General features: G+C 32.0%; 24 protein-coding genes and 1 pseudogene. 7 read left to right on the top strand and 18 right to left on the bottom strand.

Features of this window, described 5'->3' with window-relative positions:
- Positions 1-2: 2 nt before the first annotated feature.
- The 8 genes from P0R33_RS04380 to murQ form a co-directional block, all read right to left on the bottom strand.
- Positions 3-1,922: a DUF294 nucleotidyltransferase-like domain-containing protein gene (locus P0R33_RS04380; RefSeq protein WP_276174351.1), complete on the bottom strand. Its 1,920-nt coding sequence runs from the start codon at positions 1,920-1,922 to the stop codon at positions 3-5.
- Positions 1,923-2,149: 227 nt separating this feature from the next.
- Positions 2,150-2,521: a DNA topoisomerase IV gene (locus P0R33_RS04375; protein ID WP_276174350.1), complete on the bottom strand. Its 372-nt coding sequence runs from the start codon at positions 2,519-2,521 to the stop codon at positions 2,150-2,152.
- Between the two features lie 96 nt (positions 2,522-2,617).
- The gene (locus P0R33_RS04370) at positions 2,618-3,193 is read right to left on the bottom strand and encodes a DUF1572 family protein (RefSeq protein ID WP_276174349.1); all 576 of its coding nucleotides are present in this window, start codon (positions 3,191-3,193) and stop codon (positions 2,618-2,620) included.
- Positions 3,194-3,196: 3 nt separating this feature from the next.
- On the bottom strand, positions 3,197-3,769 hold the full coding sequence (locus P0R33_RS04365) for a pentapeptide repeat-containing protein (RefSeq protein WP_276174348.1): 573 nt from the start codon (positions 3,767-3,769) through the stop codon (positions 3,197-3,199).
- Positions 3,757-4,071, bottom strand: a complete 315-nt coding sequence (locus P0R33_RS04360) for a type II toxin-antitoxin system RelE/ParE family toxin (RefSeq protein WP_276174347.1) — start codon at positions 4,069-4,071, stop codon at positions 3,757-3,759. Before P0R33_RS04360 ends, P0R33_RS04365 begins: the two co-directional genes overlap by 13 nt.
- A complete protein-coding gene (locus P0R33_RS04355; RefSeq protein ID WP_276174346.1) occupies positions 4,056-4,286 on the bottom strand; it encodes a hypothetical protein in 231 nt (76 codons plus the stop codon). The genes P0R33_RS04360 and P0R33_RS04355 overlap by 16 nt, the downstream gene beginning before the upstream one ends.
- Before the next feature lie 27 nt (positions 4,287-4,313).
- Entirely contained in the window at positions 4,314-4,535 is a 222-nt protein-coding gene (locus P0R33_RS04350) for a DUF6095 family protein (RefSeq protein WP_276174345.1), read from the bottom strand.
- 176 nt (positions 4,536-4,711) lie between these two features.
- On the bottom strand, positions 4,712-5,524 hold the full coding sequence (gene murQ, locus P0R33_RS04345; RefSeq protein WP_276174344.1) for an N-acetylmuramic acid 6-phosphate etherase: 813 nt from the start codon (positions 5,522-5,524) through the stop codon (positions 4,712-4,714).
- 167 nt (positions 5,525-5,691) lie between these two features.
- On the opposite strand from murQ, the gene P0R33_RS04340 reads away from it, so the two are divergent.
- Positions 5,692-6,834 (top strand): helix-turn-helix domain-containing protein, encoded by a 1,143-nt coding sequence (locus P0R33_RS04340; protein WP_276174343.1) that lies wholly within the window; start codon positions 5,692-5,694, stop codon positions 6,832-6,834.
- 156 nt (positions 6,835-6,990) lie between these two features.
- Positions 6,991-9,375, top strand: coding sequence for a TonB-dependent receptor (locus P0R33_RS04335; RefSeq protein WP_276174342.1), 2,385 nt, complete (start codon positions 6,991-6,993; stop codon positions 9,373-9,375).
- A 107-nt stretch (positions 9,376-9,482) separates the two neighbouring features.
- On the opposite strand, the gene P0R33_RS04330 is transcribed toward P0R33_RS04335, so the two are convergent.
- Positions 9,483-10,151 (bottom strand): ZIP family metal transporter, encoded by a 669-nt coding sequence (locus tag P0R33_RS04330; RefSeq protein WP_276174341.1) that lies wholly within the window; start codon positions 10,149-10,151, stop codon positions 9,483-9,485.
- A 90-nt stretch (positions 10,152-10,241) separates the two neighbouring features.
- Entirely contained in the window at positions 10,242-11,006 is a 765-nt protein-coding gene (locus P0R33_RS04325) for a class I SAM-dependent methyltransferase (protein WP_276174340.1), read from the bottom strand.
- Positions 11,007-11,117: 111 nt separating this feature from the next.
- Between P0R33_RS04325 and P0R33_RS04320 the strand changes: the two genes are divergently transcribed.
- From P0R33_RS04320 to P0R33_RS04310, 3 genes are all read left to right on the top strand, one after another.
- Positions 11,118-12,281 carry a THUMP domain-containing protein gene (locus P0R33_RS04320; RefSeq protein ID WP_276174339.1) on the top strand — a complete coding sequence of 388 codons (1,164 nt, stop codon included), beginning with the start codon at positions 11,118-11,120 and terminating at the stop codon, positions 12,279-12,281.
- Between the two features lie 188 nt (positions 12,282-12,469).
- The gene (locus tag P0R33_RS04315) at positions 12,470-12,706 is read left to right on the top strand and encodes a hypothetical protein (RefSeq protein WP_276174338.1); all 237 of its coding nucleotides are present in this window, start codon (positions 12,470-12,472) and stop codon (positions 12,704-12,706) included.
- Positions 12,707-12,716: 10 nt separating this feature from the next.
- A complete protein-coding gene (locus tag P0R33_RS04310; protein ID WP_276174337.1) occupies positions 12,717-13,409 on the top strand; it encodes an aspartate/glutamate racemase family protein in 693 nt (230 codons plus the stop codon).
- Positions 13,410-13,492: 83 nt separating this feature from the next.
- Here P0R33_RS04310 and P0R33_RS04305 read toward each other — a convergent pair whose 3' ends face one another.
- From P0R33_RS04305 to rlmD, 3 genes are read right to left on the bottom strand one after another with little or no spacing between them, the layout of a single operon-like run.
- Positions 13,493-14,338 carry a DUF6048 family protein gene (locus tag P0R33_RS04305; protein WP_276174336.1) on the bottom strand — a complete coding sequence of 282 codons (846 nt, stop codon included), beginning with the start codon at positions 14,336-14,338 and terminating at the stop codon, positions 13,493-13,495.
- Positions 14,310-14,810: a DUF6452 family protein gene (locus tag P0R33_RS04300; RefSeq protein WP_276174335.1), complete on the bottom strand. Its 501-nt coding sequence runs from the start codon at positions 14,808-14,810 to the stop codon at positions 14,310-14,312. The genes P0R33_RS04305 and P0R33_RS04300 overlap by 29 nt, the downstream gene beginning before the upstream one ends.
- A gap of 9 nt (positions 14,811-14,819) precedes the next feature.
- Positions 14,820-16,232, bottom strand: a complete 1,413-nt coding sequence (gene rlmD, locus P0R33_RS04295) for a 23S rRNA (uracil(1939)-C(5))-methyltransferase RlmD (RefSeq protein ID WP_276174334.1) — start codon at positions 16,230-16,232, stop codon at positions 14,820-14,822.
- Between the two features lie 156 nt (positions 16,233-16,388).
- Here rlmD and P0R33_RS23510 point away from each other — a divergent pair.
- Positions 16,389-17,438, top strand: a pseudogene (locus P0R33_RS23510) (HAMP domain-containing sensor histidine kinase).
- Between the two features lie 13 nt (positions 17,439-17,451).
- Here P0R33_RS23510 and P0R33_RS04285 read toward each other — a convergent pair.
- The 4 genes from P0R33_RS04285 to epsC form a co-directional block, all read right to left on the bottom strand.
- A complete protein-coding gene (locus P0R33_RS04285; RefSeq protein WP_276174333.1) occupies positions 17,452-17,853 on the bottom strand; it encodes a hypothetical protein in 402 nt (133 codons plus the stop codon).
- Between the two features lie 139 nt (positions 17,854-17,992).
- The gene (locus P0R33_RS04280; protein WP_276174332.1) at positions 17,993-18,979 is read right to left on the bottom strand and encodes an aldo/keto reductase; all 987 of its coding nucleotides are present in this window, start codon (positions 18,977-18,979) and stop codon (positions 17,993-17,995) included.
- Between the two features lie 138 nt (positions 18,980-19,117).
- Entirely contained in the window at positions 19,118-20,005 is an 888-nt protein-coding gene (cysM, locus tag P0R33_RS04275) for a cysteine synthase CysM (protein WP_276174331.1), read from the bottom strand.
- Position 20,006: 1 nt separating this feature from the next.
- Positions 20,007-20,798, bottom strand: a complete 792-nt coding sequence (gene epsC, locus P0R33_RS04270) for a serine O-acetyltransferase EpsC (RefSeq protein ID WP_276175686.1) — start codon at positions 20,796-20,798, stop codon at positions 20,007-20,009.
- A 190-nt stretch (positions 20,799-20,988) separates the two neighbouring features.
- On the opposite strand from epsC, the gene P0R33_RS04265 reads away from it, so the two are divergent.
- Complete coding sequence (locus tag P0R33_RS04265; RefSeq protein ID WP_276174330.1) at positions 20,989-21,690, top strand: DUF1003 domain-containing protein; 702 nt, start codon at positions 20,989-20,991, stop codon at positions 21,688-21,690.
- Between the two features lie 178 nt (positions 21,691-21,868).
- Here P0R33_RS04265 and P0R33_RS04260 read toward each other — a convergent pair whose 3' ends face one another.
- The gene (locus P0R33_RS04260) at positions 21,869-22,135 is read right to left on the bottom strand and encodes a DUF2752 domain-containing protein (protein ID WP_276175685.1); all 267 of its coding nucleotides are present in this window, start codon (positions 22,133-22,135) and stop codon (positions 21,869-21,871) included.
- Positions 22,136-22,256: the final 121 nt, after the last annotated feature.

The raw sequence follows: 22,256 nt of genomic DNA, 5'->3' as shown, positions 1-22,256 counted from the left end.
TACTATACCAGATTTGAGATGTTAAAACGAACCGAAATTAATTCCTGAAGCTCTTTAATGGTTTTAAAAGTACGTTTCAGCTTAATTTTTTCCATTTTAGTTAGAGATTCCAATTCGATAAACTGACCAGAATCGTGATGCAAAAGACCTTGTTTTGTTCTGAATTTCAACAAAGCTTTGAATGAGTAAGAACACGATAAATACAGCTCTCTATTGTTAGGTTCTAATTCTGCCAATTTTTCAAATCGTTCTGCCGTATTGCTGATTCCTTTAATAGAATGCGATAAAATTAAAACGCGTGCAGCATCTGTAAGTGGCATTAAAGCTCTTCGTTTAATATCAAAATTGTCTTTATTCGCTCCGTCTTGTTCAACCAAAAATTGTCTAAAAAAACCTGTAGGAGACGGACTTTGCAAAGCACCGCTCACTAAATGCATGTAGAAAATCGGATTTGCTTTTATGGTTTCAAAAATATAATCTGACAACTGACTTACAATTTCTGTATCTCCGTAAGTAGAACTGTAATCAAAGAAAATAAAAGATAATAAAACCTCATTTTTTCCTGGATTGGTAATCCAATGATGCACTTGAGCTTTCCAATCATCTAAACTCATACACCATTTTGGACTCGAAGCCATCATATCGGCTGGGCAATAATCATATCCAATTTCAAAAAGACCTTTGTTGACAAGTCCAGCAAATTTTTGAAAATAAATTCTGGTTTCATCTCTAAAAACTTCATTCACATTTTCATAAACAATAGCATTATCTTGATCTGTATGCAACATTTGTTCGCCTCTTCCTTGGCTTCCCATTGCCAGCCAAGCAAATTTTACAGGTGGCGGACTGCTCATTTTTTCAATACAAATTTCGATAACGCGAGTAGTGCAAGCTTCATTAAGTTCTGTAATGATTTTGGTAATCAAAGTCATTGGAATATTTTGATCCAAATAGCCTTGAAGCAATTGCATAATTTGGTTTCGAATTGGCTTTATTTCCTTGATCTTTTTGGTACGTTTTAAAGCTTTTATTAAAACCGCAGGATTGTTTCCAAGTGCGACCATAACATCATGTTTCGATAAAATACCAACAGCTTTTGTATTGACAGTTCCGTCTTTGGTTAAACATAAATGGCTGATATTGCTTTTCATCATCGCCATTTGTGCTTCTGTAACGGTCATTTTTTTTGGATACGTAATAACAGGTTTTGTCATTATCGTTTCGGCAGTTGTTGTAATTGGAAAATCTCCGGTTACAATTTTATTACGAAGATCTTTATCGGTCAAAATACCAATCGGGAGCATTTCATCTACAATCAAAATCGCTCCGACTTTCTTTTTATTCATAATTATAGCAACATCTCGAACGGTTGTAGACGGACTGCAAGTCACAATTTTTTTTGAATATTTTATTGGAGCTAAATCAAAAGAATGATTGTTAGAATGAAGATTATCATCTAAAAGATCATCGCCATATAATTTATCTTTATGAATATCTGAATACGGATTTCGAGTATTCGAAGCGTAACTTTCTATCAAGAAATTACCAACATTTCTGTTTTCGAGCGCATAAGGTTTAAAAACTGCAATTGGAATAGCGTACAAAATACTTTCCTCGTGCGCGACGGCTTCCATAATATAATTTTCTTGTGCCAAAAGCGGACGAAGACCGAAAATATCGCCTTCATCACACATGTCTAAAACGGTGTTTTTAGTCCTTTTTTTAAGAGCAACAGCGCCTTTGTGAACCACATAAAAAGAATCGTGAGTTTTGTCGTTTTCTGCAAATATTACGGCATCTTTTTCTTTATAAATAATAGAAATCTGTTCGGACAGTTTTTCTAAATCTTTCTGATGTAAAAAATTAAATGGCGGATAACCTTTTAAAAAGTCAGCAACTCTTTGCGAAATGGTATTTTTCATGTGGCTAGATTAAAGTTCTAAAGTACTATTTTAAATAGAAATGTAAAAGAAACACGTTTGTTTTTTGAGGAACAAAGGAACAGAGGTGCAAAGAGGTAAAGGTTTTGCTCACAGTTTTGTCATCCCGAGGAACGAGGGATCTCCGTGAATAACTCCACAAAGTGTTTAAATCATTAAAAATAAAAAAGCTCCCTAAAATGGAGCTTAAAATTTTATAAAATCAAGAGTTAATCAACTTTGTGCACTGTACCACGTTGTTTTTCTTCAGAGCCGACCATTCCAAATTCAAAAGTATAAGAATCTTTAGAAGTAGTTAAAATTTTCATGTTTATCGCTTTTTCCTCAGCCATATTTTTTGGATGCTTTTTTTGCAGAATATATTCACAATCACTTACCCAACGAATGGTTGCGGTATCTGTTTTTCCTTCAAAAGTTTCGATTTCGATATCATCTTTGCGTTCAAAAAAGGTTGTTTTTTTTACGCCATTTACTTCGTATTCAAATTTAAATTTTCCTGTTTTAAAATCTTTACAATTGTGTTCGGCATTATAGCAAGAAACTAATGCCAAAAAAGGAAATAAGAATATAATTTTTTTCATTTTTTTTTATGCTTTAAGCTTTAGGCAATAGGCTTTAAGCTTCATAAATAAGCAGTTTTGCTTATTGCATATAGCCTAAAGCTTACAGCTTTTTTATCATTTCAGTCTTTTTAATTCATCGTCAGTAAAGTTCTTAATTTCTTTTTCTTTGGCAAACTTTTCGGCGTTGTAATTTCCTGATTTATTTTTCGGAATAGATAAACTATTCCACTCGCTGTTTTTCAATTGTTTGGCATAAAAAACAATCTGTCCGACATGATAAGGATAATGTGCTAATTGACGATTTATCGCTTCTATAACGGTATGACCTTCGTTTCTAATATAAATGATCTCTGAAAGCTGTGCAGGAGATAAATTTTCTAAAGCATTTTCAAGACAATTCCAGCCTTTATTCCAAAGTTCTAAAACTTCTTCTTTTGATTTTAAATCATTTTCGAATTCAGAATCTCGGTTTCGCCATTCTTTTTCTCCATCTGTGGTTAAAAAATCGGTCCAACGCGAAAGCATATTTCCTGAAATATGTTTTATAATGGTGGCAATGCTGTTTGTGTCTTCGTTAAAAGAAATAAAAAGCTGTTCGGGCTCAAGCTGATTAATTGCTTTTTCGCCAAGCATTTTATAATACAAAAATTGCTTTTTGGCACTTTCTAAATAAGAAAAATCAGCGCTCATATTTTATACAATTTTAATGTCATATTTATCCAGAAGACCGACAATTCCATCATTAGAAAATTGCGCTTTTTTCATCGGATTAAATTCGGGATCGATTTTATAATTGTAAGCCGTTTTAAAGTTGACTCCCGCCAATTGCGTTTCGTTGAAAATGGCACCATCAAGATTGCAATTGTCAAAAACAGAACTTGTTAAATTAGTTCCGATAAAAGTTACTTCACGAACCGAAGAATTGATGAATTTAGTTTTAGGCATTTTTTTGTTCGAAAACAAAGCGTAATCTAAAACGCATTCTTCAAACTGAACTTGAAATAAGAAATCGTCACATTCGTTAAAAGCGATTCCGAGAAGTTTACAGTTTCTAAAAGTGACATTTTTTAAGCTTGTTCCCGCTAGACTTGTCATAGATAAATTGCAGTCAATAAATTCGCAATCTAAAAAAGTATTGGAACCAAAATTACTGCTAGAAAAATCACAGTTTTTAAAAACACAATCTTCAAACTCTCGATTATTTATTTTTTTGTTGATGTAAACAACTTTTTCAAATGTTTTCTGAATGTGAATTATATCTTCCATGAATGTTTTTTTGATTTTCGAGCATTATGGCGAACTCGTAAAATGTAAATTGAATCGACAGTTATTTGATAAGAAATGCTATATTCATAAACAGAATAAACTCTGAAAGTACCATCATTATTAGTTTTCTGTTTATCTAGTTTGTAAATTACAGATTGTGTTTTAAGTATTTCGGTACTTTCAAACACGGTATTAATTACTTTATCTGCAATTTTGATAGATTTACTTTCGAAGAAAATATAAAAATGAATGTCTTCTAATTGATTCAAAGCATTGCTTGACCAAATTATTTTCTTCCCCATTTTTTCGCAATTTCTTTAGCCTGATCTTCAGTATAAAAATCACCTTTTTTGATACTATCTAAGGCATTTTCGATATCTAGATTATAAGCTTCATCGGAGTTAATTGCGGTATTATTTATTGATTGTAAAAGGTGTTTTAGTTTTTCTACAAAAGAGGGATCTTTTACTTTATCAATTTCTTGATGAATCCAGTTTATTTCTGCTTGTATATCCATAACAAAGAATTTTAGTAAAGATACAAATTAGTCGTTAAATATACCTTTCATGATGATTTTCAATCCTAAAAAGATTAAAAACATAGAAGACAAACAAGCTACAATTCCAATACCAAGAACAAGATAATGCCAATTTGTATGCTGATTCATAAATGCATTATAAATCATTGATGGCCCAAGAAACATCAATGGCAAAGCGCCAGTTAGATATTTAACTCCTTTTCTTAGTAATTCTTTATTTGTTGCCATGACTTTTTGTTTCAAGTTTTCTTTGTTTCAAGTTATTTGACTTGTATTGAACCGCAAAGTACGCAAAGTTTTTTTACATTAGAAACTTTAAATAAAGCGAAAAGTTCGCAAAGCTTTAAGAAAAAACCTTGCGAACCTTGCGTAAACCTTTGCGAACTTAGCGGTTAAATTATCAGTTAAGATTTATAATTATCAACAGCATTTCTCACACTGCCATATTTTTTCAATAATTCTGATGCCAGTTCATAAGAAACAGGAATTTCGCCCATAATCATTTTTACGCCACGATCAACTAGCTTGATGTTGCTCAATTGCATATCAACCATTTTGTTTCCGCGAACTTTGCCAAGCTGAATCATTGCTGCGGTCGAAATCATATTTAAAACCAATTTCTGAGCCGTTCCAGCTTTCATTCTCGAACTTCCTGTAATAAATTCTGGCCCGACAACAACTTCAATCGGAAATTGCGCCGTCAATGCCAGTGGACTTCCTGCATTACAAGTAATACAGCCCGTAATAATATTATTTTGATTACAAGTTTCTAAACCGCCAATTACGTAAGGAGTTGTGCCAGAAGCGGCAATTCCGATTACAACATCATTAGAAGTAATATTATGATTCTGAAGATCGATCCAAGCTTGCGTCGGATTATCTTCTGCATTTTCTACAGCGCGTCTTATAGCGGTGTCGCCACCTGCAATAATACCATTTACTAAATCAAAAGGAACACCAAAAGTTGGCGGACATTCTGAAGCATCAACAACACCAAGACGTCCAGAAGTTCCGGCGCCAATATAAAACAATCTGCCTCCTAATTTTAGCTTTTCAACTATTTGCGGAATCAAAGCTTCTATTTGTGGCAAAGCTTTTTCGACCGCATAAGGAACGGTTTTGTCTTCTTGATTAATATTGGATAACAATTCATGAACAGACATTTTTTCTAAATGTTCGTATTTTGATGCTTGTTCAGTAGTTTTCGTAAATGTCATTTTTATCGTTATTTAGACTGGTCAAAATTAACAATTTTATCTCAATTTTGAAATTTAGTATACAAACTCACAAAGATTTAAAGTTTTGTTTGTACTGTTGCGAATGCTTTCTTACATCTTCATTAAAAGAACTAAAATATTATATTTGTTAAAATTTTAAAAGATAAATGGATAAAATAGATTTATTGCAGGGAATTGGTCGAATTTCAGTTTTTGTTTCGTTATTGCTTGCATTTTTTTTATTAACGGTCAAAACCGAAAATAAATTGGCAAACCGATTATTTGCTTGGTTTTTTATTTGTTCGGCTATTGATCTTAGCGGTTTTTTTATTGAAGCGAGTAATCTCAGAGAACTAAAATTTGAGATTTTTAGATCTACAGCTTGTTTGTTTCAAATGCCTTTGTTTTATCTTTTTGTACTGGCTGTTTGTTATTCTGATTTTAGATTAAGATGGAAACACTTAGTTCATTTACTTCCTTTTATAATCGTCAATTTAGTTTTTATACCGAGAATTTATCTTAGTGCAGCAGTAGATAAAAGCATTTTTCTTTCAGGTCTTAATTTAATGTCTGAAATTTATTTTATACAGATTTTAGTAGAATTTCAATATGTATTTTATATTATATCTGTTTTTTTGATTGTAAAAAAATACAGAGAAATCTATTTAGAAAATTATGCAAATGCAAGTACAGCGACTTACAAATGGCTTTTTCAGATTACGTGCGTATTTCTAACGGCACATATTATTGTCGCATTAAAAAATTTATTGCGTTATAGTGGTTTTAGTGAAATTTTTCTGTGGGCAAATGTTCTTGTCGGAACGATAGCTTTGTTTATTACTTGTTGGTTTATAATGAAAGCTTTAAATCATCCTGAACTTTTTAGAGGAGTCAATTCGAAACTAAAACTAACAAAAGATATTTTGCCAGAAGTCGAAGAAAAATCGGCATCTGCAAACGGTCAAAATGACGAGATCAAAACTCAAATTGAAGCTTTAAAACAATATATGACAGAGAAAGAACCTTTTCTTGATCCGTCGCTTACGATTCAGGAATTGGCAAATCAAATTGATATTCCGGTTCGTGATTTGTCAGTTTTAATAAATCATCAAATGGATCAGCATTTTTTTGATTTTGTGAATGAATATCGCATTCTAAAAGCTATGAATATTTTGAAAGATCAGTCTAAAAGTGATCTAACTGTTTTAGAAATTTTATATGAAGTTGGTTTTAACTCTAAATCTTCGTTTAATACTTCTTTTAAAAAATACACCAATTTAACACCGACAGCTTATCGAAATGCTTCATAATTAAGGTTTTGTAAAAAGTCGTACTTCATACTTAATAAAGTCGAACCAATTTCTACTCAAGAAATTGGTTCGACTTTTTTTTGTCGGTCGAATCTGGAAAATTTCTAAGGCAACTTTGCTTCAAATTAATCGAAACAAGTTTAAAAATTAGAAATCATGAAAAAAGCAAACCTCCTTATCTTTTTATTATTGCCTTTATTTTGTTTAGCACAATCTTTTCAATTAAAAGGAAAAATAGCAAATGAAAAATCGACATTAGAATGGGCAAATGTTTCAATATTAAATTTAGAGGGAAAAATTATTAACGGAACAACTTCTAAACAAGACGGAACTTTTGATATTAATCTTAAAAAAGGAACTTATAAAATAAGAATTGGTCTTTTGGGATTTACAGATTATGAAAAAGAATTTACAATAGAAAAAGATACTGATTTAGGAATTATCGTTTTAAAAGAAAACGCAACCAATTTGGGCGAAGTTGTTATTCAATCTAAAAAGAAAACAATCGAACAGAAAACAGATCGTTTGGTTTATAATTTAGAAAATAATGTAACTACAGTTGGTGGAGATGCTTTGAGCGCCATTAGTACAGCGCCCGGCGTTGTGGTGCAAAATAATGCAATTACGATACTAGGAAAAGGAACTTCTCGAGTTATGATTGACGGAAGAATGTTAGAATTGGCTGGTGAGGAATTGAATAACTTTTTGAAATCTATTTCTTCAGGAGATATTAAAAACATTGAAATTATTAGTAATCCGCCAGCAAAATATGATGCTGAAGGGACTGGTGGATTGATTAATATTATTATGAAAAAAGGAATTCGTGATTCTTGGAAAAATACAACGACAGTTTCTTACGATCAAAATAAATTTGGAATTGTTACTTTGAGAGACAACTTTTTCTACAATAAAAAGAAGTTTAGATTTTCGGCAAGCCTTAACGGAAAAACAGGTTATTTGAATGCAACAGACGATTTGAAAATGTATTTTCCTAACGGACTTTCGCATATTTATAGTATAACAAAAGTAAAAAACGAAAACCTTTCAGGGAAATTAGCTTTAGATTATGATCTTTCTGAGCGTACAACTATTGGTTTTCAATATTTAAATGATAGAAATAATCCTGATTTTAAATCGGATATCAGAATTGATAATTATAATGCTCAAAATCAATTGGATAATGTTACGTTAAATAATAGTTTTACTGATAAAGGTTCTAAAAATCAAACTTATAACGCGCATTTGATTACCAAATTAGATTCTCTAAAACGAAAATTATCTGTTGATCTGGATTATTTTAATTACAGTTCAAAATTCAACCGAAATTTTGTTGCCAATAATTATACGCCAGATATGACTTTTGTAGATGTTAATCAATCTGGGCAAAATATTTCGAATCAAGATATTGATAATTGGAGTTTTAGAGCTGATATGGAACATCCGTTTCAAGCGTTGAATTTATCTTATGGCGCAAAAATGAGTTTTACAAATAGTATCAGCGATGTTTTGTATTACAACACAATTTCTGGAAATCCAGAATTAGATCCAAATCAATCGAACCGATTTAAATACACTGAAAATAATCAGGCGGTTTATGTTAATGCGGATAAAAAATTCAATGAAAAATGGAATTTTCAAATGGGTTTAAGATTAGAAAATACACAAACAAACGGTTTTTCTGAAACTATGAATCAGGAAACGGTTAATAATTATTTAAAGTTATTTCCAACGTTTTATGCTTCTTACAAAAAAAACGAGAATAATACTTTTAGTTTGAATTACGGAAAAAGAATCAACAGACCTCGTTTTGATTTATTGAATCCGTTTCGAATTTATATTAGTAGTAATAGTTATTCTGAAGGAAATCCGTTTTTGAAACCTTCATTTAGTGATAATTTTGAATTTGCACATTCATATAAAGAAGTTTTAAGAACTAGTGTTTTTGTCAATTCAGTTACAAACGGTTATGGCGTTTTGTTTACGTCAAATCCAGAAACGAATACGCAGATTGTAACGCGCGAGAATTATTTTAAAAACCTAAATTACGGAGTCGGAGAAACGTATTCGGCAACTTTTGCAGAATGGTGGTCAAGCGAGAATTCACTGTACTTTTTGGGAGCAAAAACAGAATTTATAAAAGATATTAATGCAACGCCATCAAATAGTTTGCAAGTAGATTTTTCTACAAATAATACATTTATATTAGGTAAGACAACAAAACTGCAAATTGATTTTAGTTATAGTTCGCCTTTTAAAAGTGGTTTGTATGAAATTGGATATGCATCAAGTTTTGATATTGGTTTTAAACAGGATTTGTTTAATAAAACAATGCAGATTGCATTTTTAGCAAATGATATTTTTAATACTTCTTATCTAAAAGATTTTACTTCGGTTGTAAATGGTGTAAAGCAAGTTTATATTGAAAATCAGAGTAATAGATTTGTACGTTTATCTGTAGTTTATAATTTTGGAAACAAAAAAATCAATGTGAAAGAGCGCGCTTTTGGAAATCAGGACGAGAAAAAGAGAACGGGGAATTAATACCAGTATCCTAACAGGTTTTTTCAACCTGTTAGGTATTAATTGGAAGTTCTAAAAACAAATACCTAACAGGTTTTTGAAACCTGTTAGGATACTTGAAAATTTGTTTATAAGATAAACGCCAATAAAATTCCGAGAACAATCATAGAAACTTTGGCAATATTGAATTTATGTCCTTCGCTGCTTTCAAAGATTATAGTAGATGAAATGTGGAATAAAATACCAATTACAATTGCTGTTATTTCGGTGTAATAATCGTTTAAAATAGGTAGAAATTCGGAAGCAACAGTTCCTAACGGAGTCATAATTGCGAAAGTTAACATGAAGGCAAAAATGGCTTTTTTATTTAAATCGGCATTGATGAAAAATGTCGTTAAAATTACGGCAATTGGCAAATGATGAATTGCAATTCCGATAGCAAGACCTTGATGATGACTTACTGGAAATCCTTCTAAAAAGGCGTGAATGCACAAACTAATAAATAAAAGCCACGGAATTTGCGACATTTTTGCATGACCGTGAACGTGTCCGTGTTCGGCACCTTTAGAGAAAAATTCAAGCACAATCTGAAATAAAATTCCGATCATAATAAAGATTCCAATATTATGATTATGAGATTCGTAAACCTCAGGAAGAAGATGCATTACAGTTAAAGACAATAAAAAAGAACCGCTAAATGCTAGCAGTAATTTTAAATTGGTTTTGTTTTTTGGTTTAATAAACAAAGCCACGCCATATCCTAAAAGTACAGAAAATAAGGGTAGTAAATAGTTCATTTTTTATTGTTTAATCGTTGATTTGTTTAATCGGATAATTGTTTTTTTGTTTAGCGATTAAACGGTTAAACAATTAAACGATTAACCAATTTACTTAAAAATCATGATTAATCTTTCGCTTTCGATTTTGTGGAATTTTTTAAGCTTGTAATCTCCGAAAATGTCTAGAAGATAAATTCCAGCTTCGTCCATCAAATCCTGAAAGTCTTTCAAAGTTAAAGCTTTTACTTTTTCTGTAAAATGATATTTTCTGCCTTGATCCTCAAAATCAATTTCTTTAAAAATATGTCCATCTTCAACATATCTTTTGATATGAAAATCAATGTTTTCAACCGTTTTTATTTCTTCTGGAACAAGATTTTCAATCACGTTTGCTACGTTCATGAAATCAATTACAGCGAATCCGTATTCTGATAGACTTTCTTTAATTGCTTTTAAAGTTGTCAGGTTATCATCATCATTTTCGAAATAACCAAAACTGGTAAAAAGATTAAAAATGGCATCAAACTTTTCTTCAAAAGGCTCACGCATGTCGTGCACTTTAAAGTGAAGTGTTTCGTTGCTGTTTTTACTGGCTTCTTCGATACTGTTTTCTGATAAATCTGCGCCTAAAACATTATATCCTAATTGATTTAAATAAATAGAATGACGACCTTTTCCGCAAGCTAAATCCAATACTTTTGCTTTTTCAGGCAAATTAAGATAATGCGTTAAATTGTCCATGAAAATTTGAGCTTCACGGTAATTTCGATCCTTATAAAGAATGTGATAATATGGGGTGTCAAACCAGGAAGAATACCAGTTTTGATCGTGGCCTTCCGGATTTAGGTTTGATTCGTTATGCTTTTCAGACATTTATTCTATTTCAATTAATTCAAAGTCCGGCAAATTTAGTGTATTTTTGCCGAAAAATAACTATTTCGCTGTTATAGGTAATAGCGATTAGCTTTTTTTAATTGAAAAGAAATGGAAGAAAATTTTAAAATGATTGCCAAATGTTTTTTTGGCTTTGAAGAAATATTAGAAAAAGAATTGCGCGCACTTGGGGCTCAAGATGTTGAAAGAGGCGTGAGAATGGTGAGTTTTAAAGGAGATAAAGGTTTTATGTATAAAGCCAATTTGTCTTTACGTACAGCGCTTAAAGTCTTAAAACCTATTTACTCTTTTAGAGCAAATAACGAACAGGCACTATATAAAGGAATTTCTGGTGTGAATTGGTCTAAACTTTTAAACGCAAATCAGACTTTTGTAATAGATTCGACGGTTCATTCTACTTATTTCAACCATTCTGAATTTGTTTCTCAAAAATGTAAAGATGCAATTGTAGATCAGTTTAGAGAAAGAACAGGTCAGCGTCCAAGTATTGATAAACAATATCCAGATTTGCGAATTAATATTCATATTGATAAAGATCAGGTTTCTGTTGCTTTGGATACTTCTGGAGCTTCTCTTCATCAGCGTGGTTATAGAACAGCAACCAATATTGCTCCGATTAATGAGGTATTGGCAGCAGGAATTCTTTTGCTTTCAGGCTGGGATGGTCAAAGTCATTTTTTAGATCCGATGTGCGGTTCTGGAACTTTCTTGGCAGAAGCGGCTATGATTGCTTGCAATATTCCGGCTAACATTAACAGAAAAGAATTTGCTTTTGAAAAATGGAAAGATTGGGATAATGATTTATTTGATACCATTATTGAAAGTTTAATGAAAAAAACAAGAGAGTTTCATTATTCTATCAAAGGTTTTGATAAAGCGCCAAGTGCTGTAAGTAAAGCGAAAGACAATATCAGAAATGCCAATTTAGAAGATTATATATCGATTAGCGAAGATAATTTCTTTGATACTGAAAAAGAAGTGGAAGGAAAACTTCATATCGTTTTCAATCCGCCTTACGATGAGCGTCTGGACATTCATATGGAAAGATTTTACGCTAATATAGGCGATACTTTAAAGAAAAATTATCCAGGAACAAATGCTTGGTTTATTACAGCAAATCTAGAAGCATTAAAATTTGTTGGATTAAAACCTTCAAGAAAAATCAAACTTTTCAACGGAAGTTTGGAAGCTCGTTTAGTAAAATACGAAATGTACGAGGGAAGCAAGAGAGCGAAATTTCAGGTTTCTGAATAGGTACAAAGGCTCAGAGGTTTAAAGGCACAAAGTAAAAATCTGTGTCGCTTTAAACATCTAAGCTTTAAACTAAAAATAGTAAAATATAATTTGATTATTTGTTCAAATAAACAAAGTTTCAAAAATAACCAAAGAAAAACCTTTGTTTCTTTGAGCCTTTGCAACTTTGAACCTTAAAAATAAAAAACATGTCAAAATTACAATTAAGAGCTTTTTTATATCAATTAGCTGCTTTTGCAGTCCTTTTTATTGCATTCCGATTTGTGATTGATGCTTATACAGGATTAACAGGAATCTGGATTCCGTTGACAGCATTTATTGTGGGAACTATTGTTGGGCCTAAATTTCAAGCTGTAAGAACTAAAGACGGAGAAAAGCTTTTTATGAAATGGCTTTTTATTAAAGGAATCAAAGAAATTGGATAATTAGACTTTTATGAAGAAAATTGGACTTATTGGTGGAATTAGCTGGGTTTCGACTTCTGATTATTATACTTTAATAAACAAAGGAATCAATGAAAAACTCGGTGGACTAAATTTCTCCGAATGTCTGATTTATTCTTTTAATTATGCCGATATAAAAAAGAATAACGATAATAATGATTGGGATTCTACTTTTAAAATGCTTTTGAAAGCTGCAGAAGTTTTGAAATCGGGCGGGGCAGAAGCGATTGTCTTATGCGCCAACACCATGCATTTAATAGCAGATAAACTTCAAAATGCTATTGGATTGCCTCTGATTCATATCGCAGAAGAAACTGCTATAGAAATTCAGAAAAAGCAAATTAAAAAAGTGGGTTTGCTGGGAACAAAATTCACAATGGAATTGGATTTCTTTAAAGATAAACTAATCGAAAAAGGAATCCAAACTGTAATTCCAAATAATGAAGACGACAAAGATTTTATTCATTATACCATTTTTGAAGAACTAGGTCGAGGACTTGTAACTGACGAAACAAAAAAGCGTTATCTAGAAATTGCAAATGAATTAATTAAAAACGGCGCAGAAGGAATAATTTTAGGTTGCACTGAAATTCCGTTAGTAATAAAAGAAGGAGATTTGAATGTTCCTATTTTTGATACCGCTTTAATTCATACACAAGCAGCAGTTAATTTTCAGTTATCATAAAAAAAAGGCAAATTCATATTTTGAATTTGCCTTTTTTTCAACCTTAGTATCTTAGAAGCTTAGCATGTTAGAACCTCAAAATTCTATGGTTTTTTCTTTTTAGCAGCTTCTTCTTTTACTACTTCAGAAGCCATTGTTTTCTTTTTGTAGATTGGAATAAAATAAGAAACAGTATAATTAAAACCTACTCCAAAACTTCCGTCATACGTTCTATTGAAACCTGGAATATATAGGTTTTCAAAATCAGCAGGTTCGTTATTCATAACCAAAAGCTTAAGCTGAACGCCAAAACCAACAAATACGTTTTTTACAACTTGCGCTTTTAAACCTAAACCAACTTCTAACCAACCAGCAGTTAAACCGCTGTATTTTTGATCAGTAGCGATTGTAGGAAGTTCTCCCCAATACGGATTCGGATTGTAGATTTTATAGCTATTCAATTCTTGGTTAAAAGTACTAAAACCACCACGCATTCCAATCGTGATAAGATTTTCCATATCCAGCCAGTTTTGATAGAAATTATAATCAAATCCACCTTTTATGTAAGTTCCAGAAGCTGAAGAGGTTAATCTGTCATCGTTTGTTGTCTTATCTTCGTAACCTAATTCGGCTGCTAAATAGTATTTTTTGGTTAATCTCCAATCTCCAACAAATTCAATTCCTTTATAATCTTTGTCATAAAGTCCGCGAGTAAGTTTGTATAAATCTACACCTACGCGAAGCCCATAGCGATCTGTTTTTACAACGCTGTCTTTTTTTACATCCTGAACCTCTTTTTTTACAGTTTCAGTTTGCGGTTTTTGGGTTTTTACTTCTGTATCTTTTTTGTCTTTTTTATCTTTTGAAATCTCTGGTACGTCTTGAGCTTGTACTAAAAATACCGAAAATAATAAACAAATACTAGTAATAAACTTCAACGTGTGTTTCATTTTCAGAATCGATATTTGGGTTAATTAATTGAACTGTAGACATCCAAACGGTGTCTCCATCTGGATCCGTACGAACAATTGACTTTACATTAAAAATAGTTTTAAAACCACAAGCTCTCGATACATATACATTTTGAGTTGTATAATTGATCGTTAAAACATCTGCATTTCTATCAGTAGGAATAGTGCTTGCTGCGTCATAAGTTAATTTAAAGGTTGTGATCGTATCATTAACTTTTAATGGTAATTGTATTTTGCTTGTACCAGCAAAAGTAAGTCCAGTTGCTACATCCTTACCTTCGCCAACAGCTGTCAAATTGGTTATTTTTCTTTCTACAGTTGGATCGTCACTATAGTAAAATGTAATAACCAATCTAGGTGTAGTAGGCGTATTGGCATCGCAGATATCATCTTTCTCGCAACTAGATAAGCCAAAAGTAAAAAGCAATAACAGAGAGACTAGTTTTTTCATCTATATTTTTTATCGAAGTTCTAAAAGTACAACATTTTCAACATGATGTGTCTGCGGAAACATATCGACAGGTCTAACACGCGTTACTTTGTATTTTTCGTCCATTAAAGCTAAGTCACGTGCCTGTGTTGCAGAATTACAGCTTACATAAACTACTTTTTTTGGAGCAATTTTTAAAATTTGTTCTACAACATCTTTATGCATTCCGTCGCGAGGTGGATCTGTTATAATAACATCTGGCTTTCCGTGTTGTGCAATAAAAGCTTCATTAAAGACTACCTTCATGTCTCCAACAAAAAACTCGCAATTCGTAATATTATTGCGTTCTGCATTGGCTTTAGCGTCAATAATTGCTTCAGGAACACTTTCTACTCCGATTACTTTTTTCGCTTTTTTCGAAACAAATTGTGCAATAGTACCTGTTCCTGTGTATAAATCGTAAACTGTTTCGTTTCCAGTCAGGCCAGCAAATTCTCTCGTAATTTTGTATAATTCGTAAGCTTGGTCAGAATTGGTTTGGTAGAAAGATTTAGCATTGATGCTAAATTTTAAACCTTCCATTTCTTCTAAGATGTAATTTCTTCCTTTATAAAGAATAACGTCTTGATCGTAAATTGTATCGTTTGGTTTTCCGTTTACCACATATTGCAATGAAGTAATTTGAGGGAATTTCTCGTATAAATGATCTAGAATTAATTCTCTATTTGCTTTATCTTCTTCGAAAAACTGAATTAAAACCATAATCTCGCCAGTAGAAACTGTACGAATCATTACGGTTCTCAATAATCCAGAATGTTCTCTCGGATTGAAAAAAGCGAGATTATGCTCATTCGCAAATGCTCTAATTTCGTTACGAATTGCATTTGAAGGATCTTCTTGTAAATGGCATTTATTAATATCAAGAATTTTATCCCACATTTTTGGAATATGAAAACCTAAAGCATTTCTATTTCCTAAGTCTTCAGTGCTTCCAATTTCTTTTTCGGTTAACCAACGGCTGTTAGAAAAAGAAAATTCCATTTTATTTCTGTAGAAAAACTGTTTTTCAGAACCTAAAATATCTTCAAATTCTGGAAGTTCGATTTTTCCTATTCTTTGCAAATGATTTTTAACTTCATTTTGTTTAAATGCAAGCTGTTGGCCATACTTCATATTTTGCCATTTACAGCCTCCGCAAACGCCAAAATGTTCGCAGATCGGATCTACTCTGTAATCAGATAATTCATGAAATTTTACGGCTTTACCTTCGTAATATGCCTTTCTTTTTTTAAATGTTTGTACGTCCACAACATCTCCAGGTACCACATTCGGAATAAAGATTACTTTTCCGTCAGGTGCTTTGGCTACTGAAACGCCTTTTGCACCAGCGTCAAGAACTTGAATTTGATGAAAGACAACTTTGTCTGTATTTTTTCTTCCCATAGCGCAAAAATAAGCCTTTGAAAACTTTTACAAATTTTATTTATAAAATTTTTTAGAAATTCTTTAAAAAATTAGTTTACTTCAGTTTAAAAGTTAATTTTGTTTGTGTAATAAACCCAAAGAATTACAGTTTTAACCTACTATTATTGTTGCTTTATGAAGTTGTATCATACACTCTCACAAATAAGCTTTCTTAAAAGAAGTTATGCTTTTAAATTTCTATTTGTTGCATTTATTGGTATTCATATTCCTTTAATCGGAATTTTATTTTTTGTGCTTTATTTTCAGCACAGTATTTCACCAACATCCATTCTTGTTTTTTCTTTGGTAATGACTCTCATTGCGACAGGGTTGACACTTCTAATTTTAAATCGTTTAATAAAACCAATTAAGACAGCATCTAAAGCATTAGCCGATTACAGAAATTCGCGAAAATTATCGACATTGCCAACAGAATATACAGACGAAGCCGGTTTATTAATGTGCAATATTCAAGAATCTATTTATGAGGCAGAAGGTTTTATTAATGAAAAACAGGATTTAATTTATATGCTTTCGCATGATTTAAAAAATTTCGCTGGAAATCCGCAAGGTTTAGCCAAATTGATCATAAGCGAAGAACCTTCCGATTCTGTAAAAAATCTCGCTGAATTAATCTGTGAATCTACTAATCTTCAATTTAGATATATTGAAAATTTTATCAAGCTTTTAAAAGAACAAGATGAAGTGGTGAAAATCAATCAAGACAGTAAAACCATTTTATTTCCAAATATTCTACCTTTTATCAATGAACAAGTTGAACAGCGTTTATTCGACAAAAAAATAAAACTGAATTTAGTTTTAGAATGTGTTGAGGCTAAACTTAAAATTGATGAAGGTTTATTAATTCAGGTTTTAGTTAATTTGATCAGTAATGCCGTTAAGTTTTCTTATTTTGAAAGTGAGATTAAAGTCCGAATTTATGCAGAAGATTCAAAGCTGATTTTGACTGTAAAAGACAGCGGAATTGGTTTTGATAAACATTAAATAGAAGAATTATTTAAGAAATTTACCAAAATGAGCCGTCTCGGAACCGCAAATGAAGGTTCTACCGGAATTGGATTGTATCTTTGCAAAAAAATAATAGAACGAAACAAAGGTCGATTGACAGCATCGAGCGACGGTAAAAATCGTGGTGCTGAATTTAGAATCGAATTTGATATCTAATTTTCGTTCGTTTTTAGTACAATGCTGACATGTAACTTAATTTAGGTTTTCCATCAACGCATTCTACACCAGTTGGAGGTATTACAAGTTCGCAACTTGATACTATATTCCATTTTATGTCATAAGCGGTTTGTGCATCGGTGTAAGCTTTTACTTTTGCAAGAAACGCTTCTTTGTTTATTTTTTTTGAGTATGGAATGTAAAGTGCCACACCTCCACAAGCTTTAGTTCCCAGCGGCGTAAAATCCCAATCTTTTGCATCAGTACAAGATTGCGTAGTAGCTAATGAAAGCGTAATAATCTCCTGATGCATCTTTTCTAGTTTTGCTGCATCTTGTTCTTGTATAGTAGCCTCGTCATTTGTACAAGCGGCAAAAAGTAATATTGCTAATAAAATAAAACTTAGTTTTTTCATGGTTAGTGATTTAGAGTTAGTTTTATTATTAGATGCTATGATTAACAAATGGTTGCGTAATCTTTAAAAAAAAAACTGAGATACAAGAGCTAAAAAACTTAGCATCTCAATATCTCAGAATCTCATTATTTTTAAAATTTTACCAAAGCTGATGAACAGCTGGTTTAATGAAGTCATTATAAATTTTATTCATTTCAGAAATTTGTCCTGAAGTTAATTTTGGAGTATCGTAAACCGATAAATTTGATAAAACATGATCTGTTTTAGATGCGCCAGGAATAATACAGCTAACTTCATTAAAACTCAAAATCCATTGCAGTGCGATTGGAGCAAGGTTTTGCGATTCTGGAAATAGCGCCTTTAAAGCTTCAACAGCTTTTAAACCTAAATCATAATCAATTCCAGAGAAAGTTTCTCCTTTATCAAAAGCTTCTCCGTTACGATTGAAATTACGGTGATCTTGAGAATCAAAAGTTGTTTTTGAATCAAATTTACCCGTTAAAAGTCCGCTTGCTAGAGGGACTCTTGCAATAATTCCGATATCTTTCTTTTTTGCTTCAGAGAAAAATAATTCTGATGGGCGCTGACGAAACAAATTGAAAATAATCTGCACCGTAGTTACATTATCATATTCAATTGCTTTTAAAGCTTCTTCAACTTTTTCAACGCTTACGCCAAGATTAAGAATTTTACCTTGCTCTTTTAATCGGTCAAAAAGCTCGAATATTTCAGGACGGTAATAAACTTCTGTTGGCGGACAATGTAATTGAATCAAGTCTAAAGTTTCTAAACCTGTTCTCTTTAAGCTGTCTTCAACAAATTTCTGAAGCACTTTTGGAGAATATCCTTCATTAACATGTGGATTGATTTGGCGTCCGCATTTTGTAGCAACAAAAATTCGTTCAGAACGAGAGCGAACAACTCTTCCAACGGCAGTTTCGCTTAAACCATTTTCATAAACATCGGCAGTATCAATAAAATTAACGCCATTGTCAATCGCGGTATTCAAAAGTTCGTCGGCAGTTTTATCATCAAAACCCGATCCCCATTTTCCGCCAACTTGCCAAGTTCCAAGCGAAATTTCAGATATATTAAAATTTGTTTTTCCTAGTTTTCTGTAGTTCATTTTTTTTTCTTTTAAAGGTTCAAAGGCTCAAAGATGCAAAGTGACAAAGGTTTTTTGTTTCAAAGGTTTGGAAAGAGGTAAAGTTTTTTATTCAATTTAAAACCTTTGAACCTCTGATCCTTTGCAACTTTGAACCTCTTAGTCGAACAAATCCGAAGATAAATAACGATCGCCTCTATCGCAGATAACGGCAACAATAACTCCAGATTCTAATTTTTCGGCAATTTTTAAGGCAACCGCAACAGAACCTCCGCTGCTCATTCCTGCAAAAACACCTTCTTCAAGCGCTAATCTTTTGGTCATTTCTCGAGCTTCTTCTTCGCTAACATCAACAACAGTATCGACTTTAGAAGCATCAAAAATTTTCGGAAGATATTCTTGTGGCCATTTACGAATTCCAGGAATCTGAGAACCGTCGCTCGGTTGTGCGCCAACAATTTGAACATTCGGATTTTTCTCTTTTAAATAAGTAGAAGTTCCGATAATAGTTCCTGTTGTTCCCATTGCAGAAACAAAATGCGTTACAGTTCCGTCAGTATCGTTCCAAATTTCTGGACCAGTTGTTTTATAATGCGCTTTCCAGTTGTCGTCATTGGCAAATTGATTTAGCATTAAATAACCGCCTTGCGCCACTTTTTTATCTGCATAATCTCTAGAACCAATAATTCCTTCGCTTGCAGGAGTTAAAATAACAGTTGCACCATAAGCACGCATGGTTTGTGTTCTTTCTTTTGTAGAATCTTCAGGCAGCACCAATTCTATTTCTATACCAAATAATTGAGCAATCATTGCAAGTGCAATTCCCGTGTTTCCGCTCGTTGCTTCAATTAATTTATCGCCTTTTTTAATTTCGCCTCTTTCTAGAGCAGCAGCAATCATATTGTAAGCCGCTCTGTCTTTTACACTTCCTCCAGGATTATTTCCTTCGAGTTTAAGCAAAAGCTTAACATTTTTATTTTTAACCAAATTGACGGTTTCCATTAACGGAGTATTGCCAATCAGGTTTAGTAACTTATGTGAATTCATTTTATTTTTTTTCTTTGATTTTAACTTCAGTTGTAGTGGTATTCAAAACGATAGAATCTGCTGGAACAGATTTTGTAATCCAAGCATTTCCTCCAACAACACTATTTTTTCCGATTGTAGTTTTGCCTCCCAAAATGGTTGCGTTGGCATAAATGCAGACATTATCTTCAACTGTTGGATGTCTTTTTGCATTTTTCATTTCTTTGCTTACACTCAAAGCGCCAAGCGTAACACCTTGGTAGATTTTTACATGCTTTTTGATAACAGTAGTTTCGCCAATTACAATTCCGGTAGCGTGATCTATAAAAAATGGCGATTCGATACTAGCGCCGGCATGAATATCAGTTCCTGTAATTCGATGCGCATATTCGCTCATTAAACGAGAAAAAAGCAATAAATCTAAATGATACAATTCGTGGCTTAATCTGTAAATAGCAATGGCATAAAATCCAGGATAACCTAGATAAACCTCGTCGATACTATTAGAAGCTGGATCATTTTCTAAAATATATTCGGCATCTTGATTTAATTTTTCTAAAACGCCAGGAAGTTTTTCAAGAAATCTTTCCCAAATAGATCCGCATAAATTTTGCGGTTTTTTACAAGCTAAAACAGCGATTTCTTTAAAACGGATTTCTAACTCACTAATGCTTTCGTCTAAAGCTGCATTCGAATCAAAAAGGGTGTAAAAAAGCTTCTCTGTAAAGTCTTCTGTTTTTGTTTTAATGCCGTAATTTATGTGCGAATGGCTCTTTAAAGCCTTTATATTTTGTATGATAGTGTCTTTTGTCACAATGGTAAGAATGAATGAATAATTTTGGAACGTTAAAAGTAAGGTGTTTTTTGGAAATAAAGTCACGATTTAACTAAAGAAATTTTCTCTAGAATATCATATTTGTGATAAAAAAGTAATTGTAAACGAGATCTTTTTATATCATTCTTAAGAAGTTATTTACGTAAATTAGCCTATAAAATTTACAAAAATGAAAAACAATCAAACATTTAAAAGTGCTATTTCGGGGCTTTCTTTTTCTGAAAACGAGAAAATCTACGGAAAATCTATTCATGATCCAATTTTGGGTTTGATCAAAAAAGAATTTCCTGATTTTAATGATGATGATTGTATTGCCGTAAACGAGTTGAATTTGTATCGTCAAAAGTACATTTCGAATTATCTTTCGACAGAAATTGGAGCGCTTTCGGCTATGGAGAAAAGCGTTATTTCTTCTTTAAAAGATGATAAATCCATTGTAAGCACTGTTGAAGATGAGGAAGAAACCCGAAATCTAGGACAAAGAGTGGCAGATCGAGTAGCAGATTTTGGCGGAAGCTGGACTTTTATTATCTCTTTTGTTGTTTTTATCACTATTTGGATCAGTTCAAATGTGCTCATTTTTCTAAATAAAGGTTTCGATCCATATCCGTTTATTCTCTTAAATTTAATTCTTTCTTGTGTTGCCGCTTTGCAAGCGCCTGTGATTATGATGAGTCAAAATCGTCAGGAAGAAAAAGATCGAAATCGAGCTAAAAAAGATTATATGATTAACCTAAAATCGGAATTAGAAATTAGAATGATTCATGATAAAATTGATCATTTGATTATGCATCAACAACAAGAATTAATCGAAATTCAGAAAGTGCAAATCGAAATGATGAATGATATTTTAGATCAAATTAAGAAATAAAAATTTCTTAAAATTCCAAAAGGAGCAAAGCGACTTTTAGAAAATCTAAAATCTAAAATCTAAAATCTAAAATCTAAAATCTAAAATCTAAAATCTAAAATCTAAAATCTAAAATCTAAAATCTAAAATCTAAAATCTAAAATCTAAAATCTAAAATCTAAAATCTAAAATCTAAAATCTAAAAATAAAAGTGTTTTAAGTAATAACCTCCAAGCATAAAAAAGAGGTTTAAAAATGACATTCTCCAAATTAGTTTTTTATAGTTTTTAGATTTATCTAAAAAATGAAGCGCTATAATACCGAAGAGCAAAAGGCAGGAAAATATCGCTGGATACATTTTAAAAGCTGCTAAAAATTCGCCTTGAAAAAGTAAGAATAAAGAACGCTGAAAACCACAGCCTAAACAGTCAAAACCGAAGATCGATTTGAAGAGGCAAGGAATCATATATCGCTCTAAATTCATTGTAATTCTTTTTGCAATTTTACTAAAAAAATGTGACAAACGACTGGAGTAGAATGGAAGTGCTATTTGAAAGTTTTATACTTTTGGAATCTTAAACTTTGAA

Source organism: Flavobacterium sp. YJ01 (assembly GCF_029320955.1).
Lineage (GTDB): Bacteria > Bacteroidota > Bacteroidia > Flavobacteriales > Flavobacteriaceae > Flavobacterium.
Note: the sequence above shows the minus strand (reverse complement) of the source record. Positions and strands in the feature narration are given on the sequence as shown.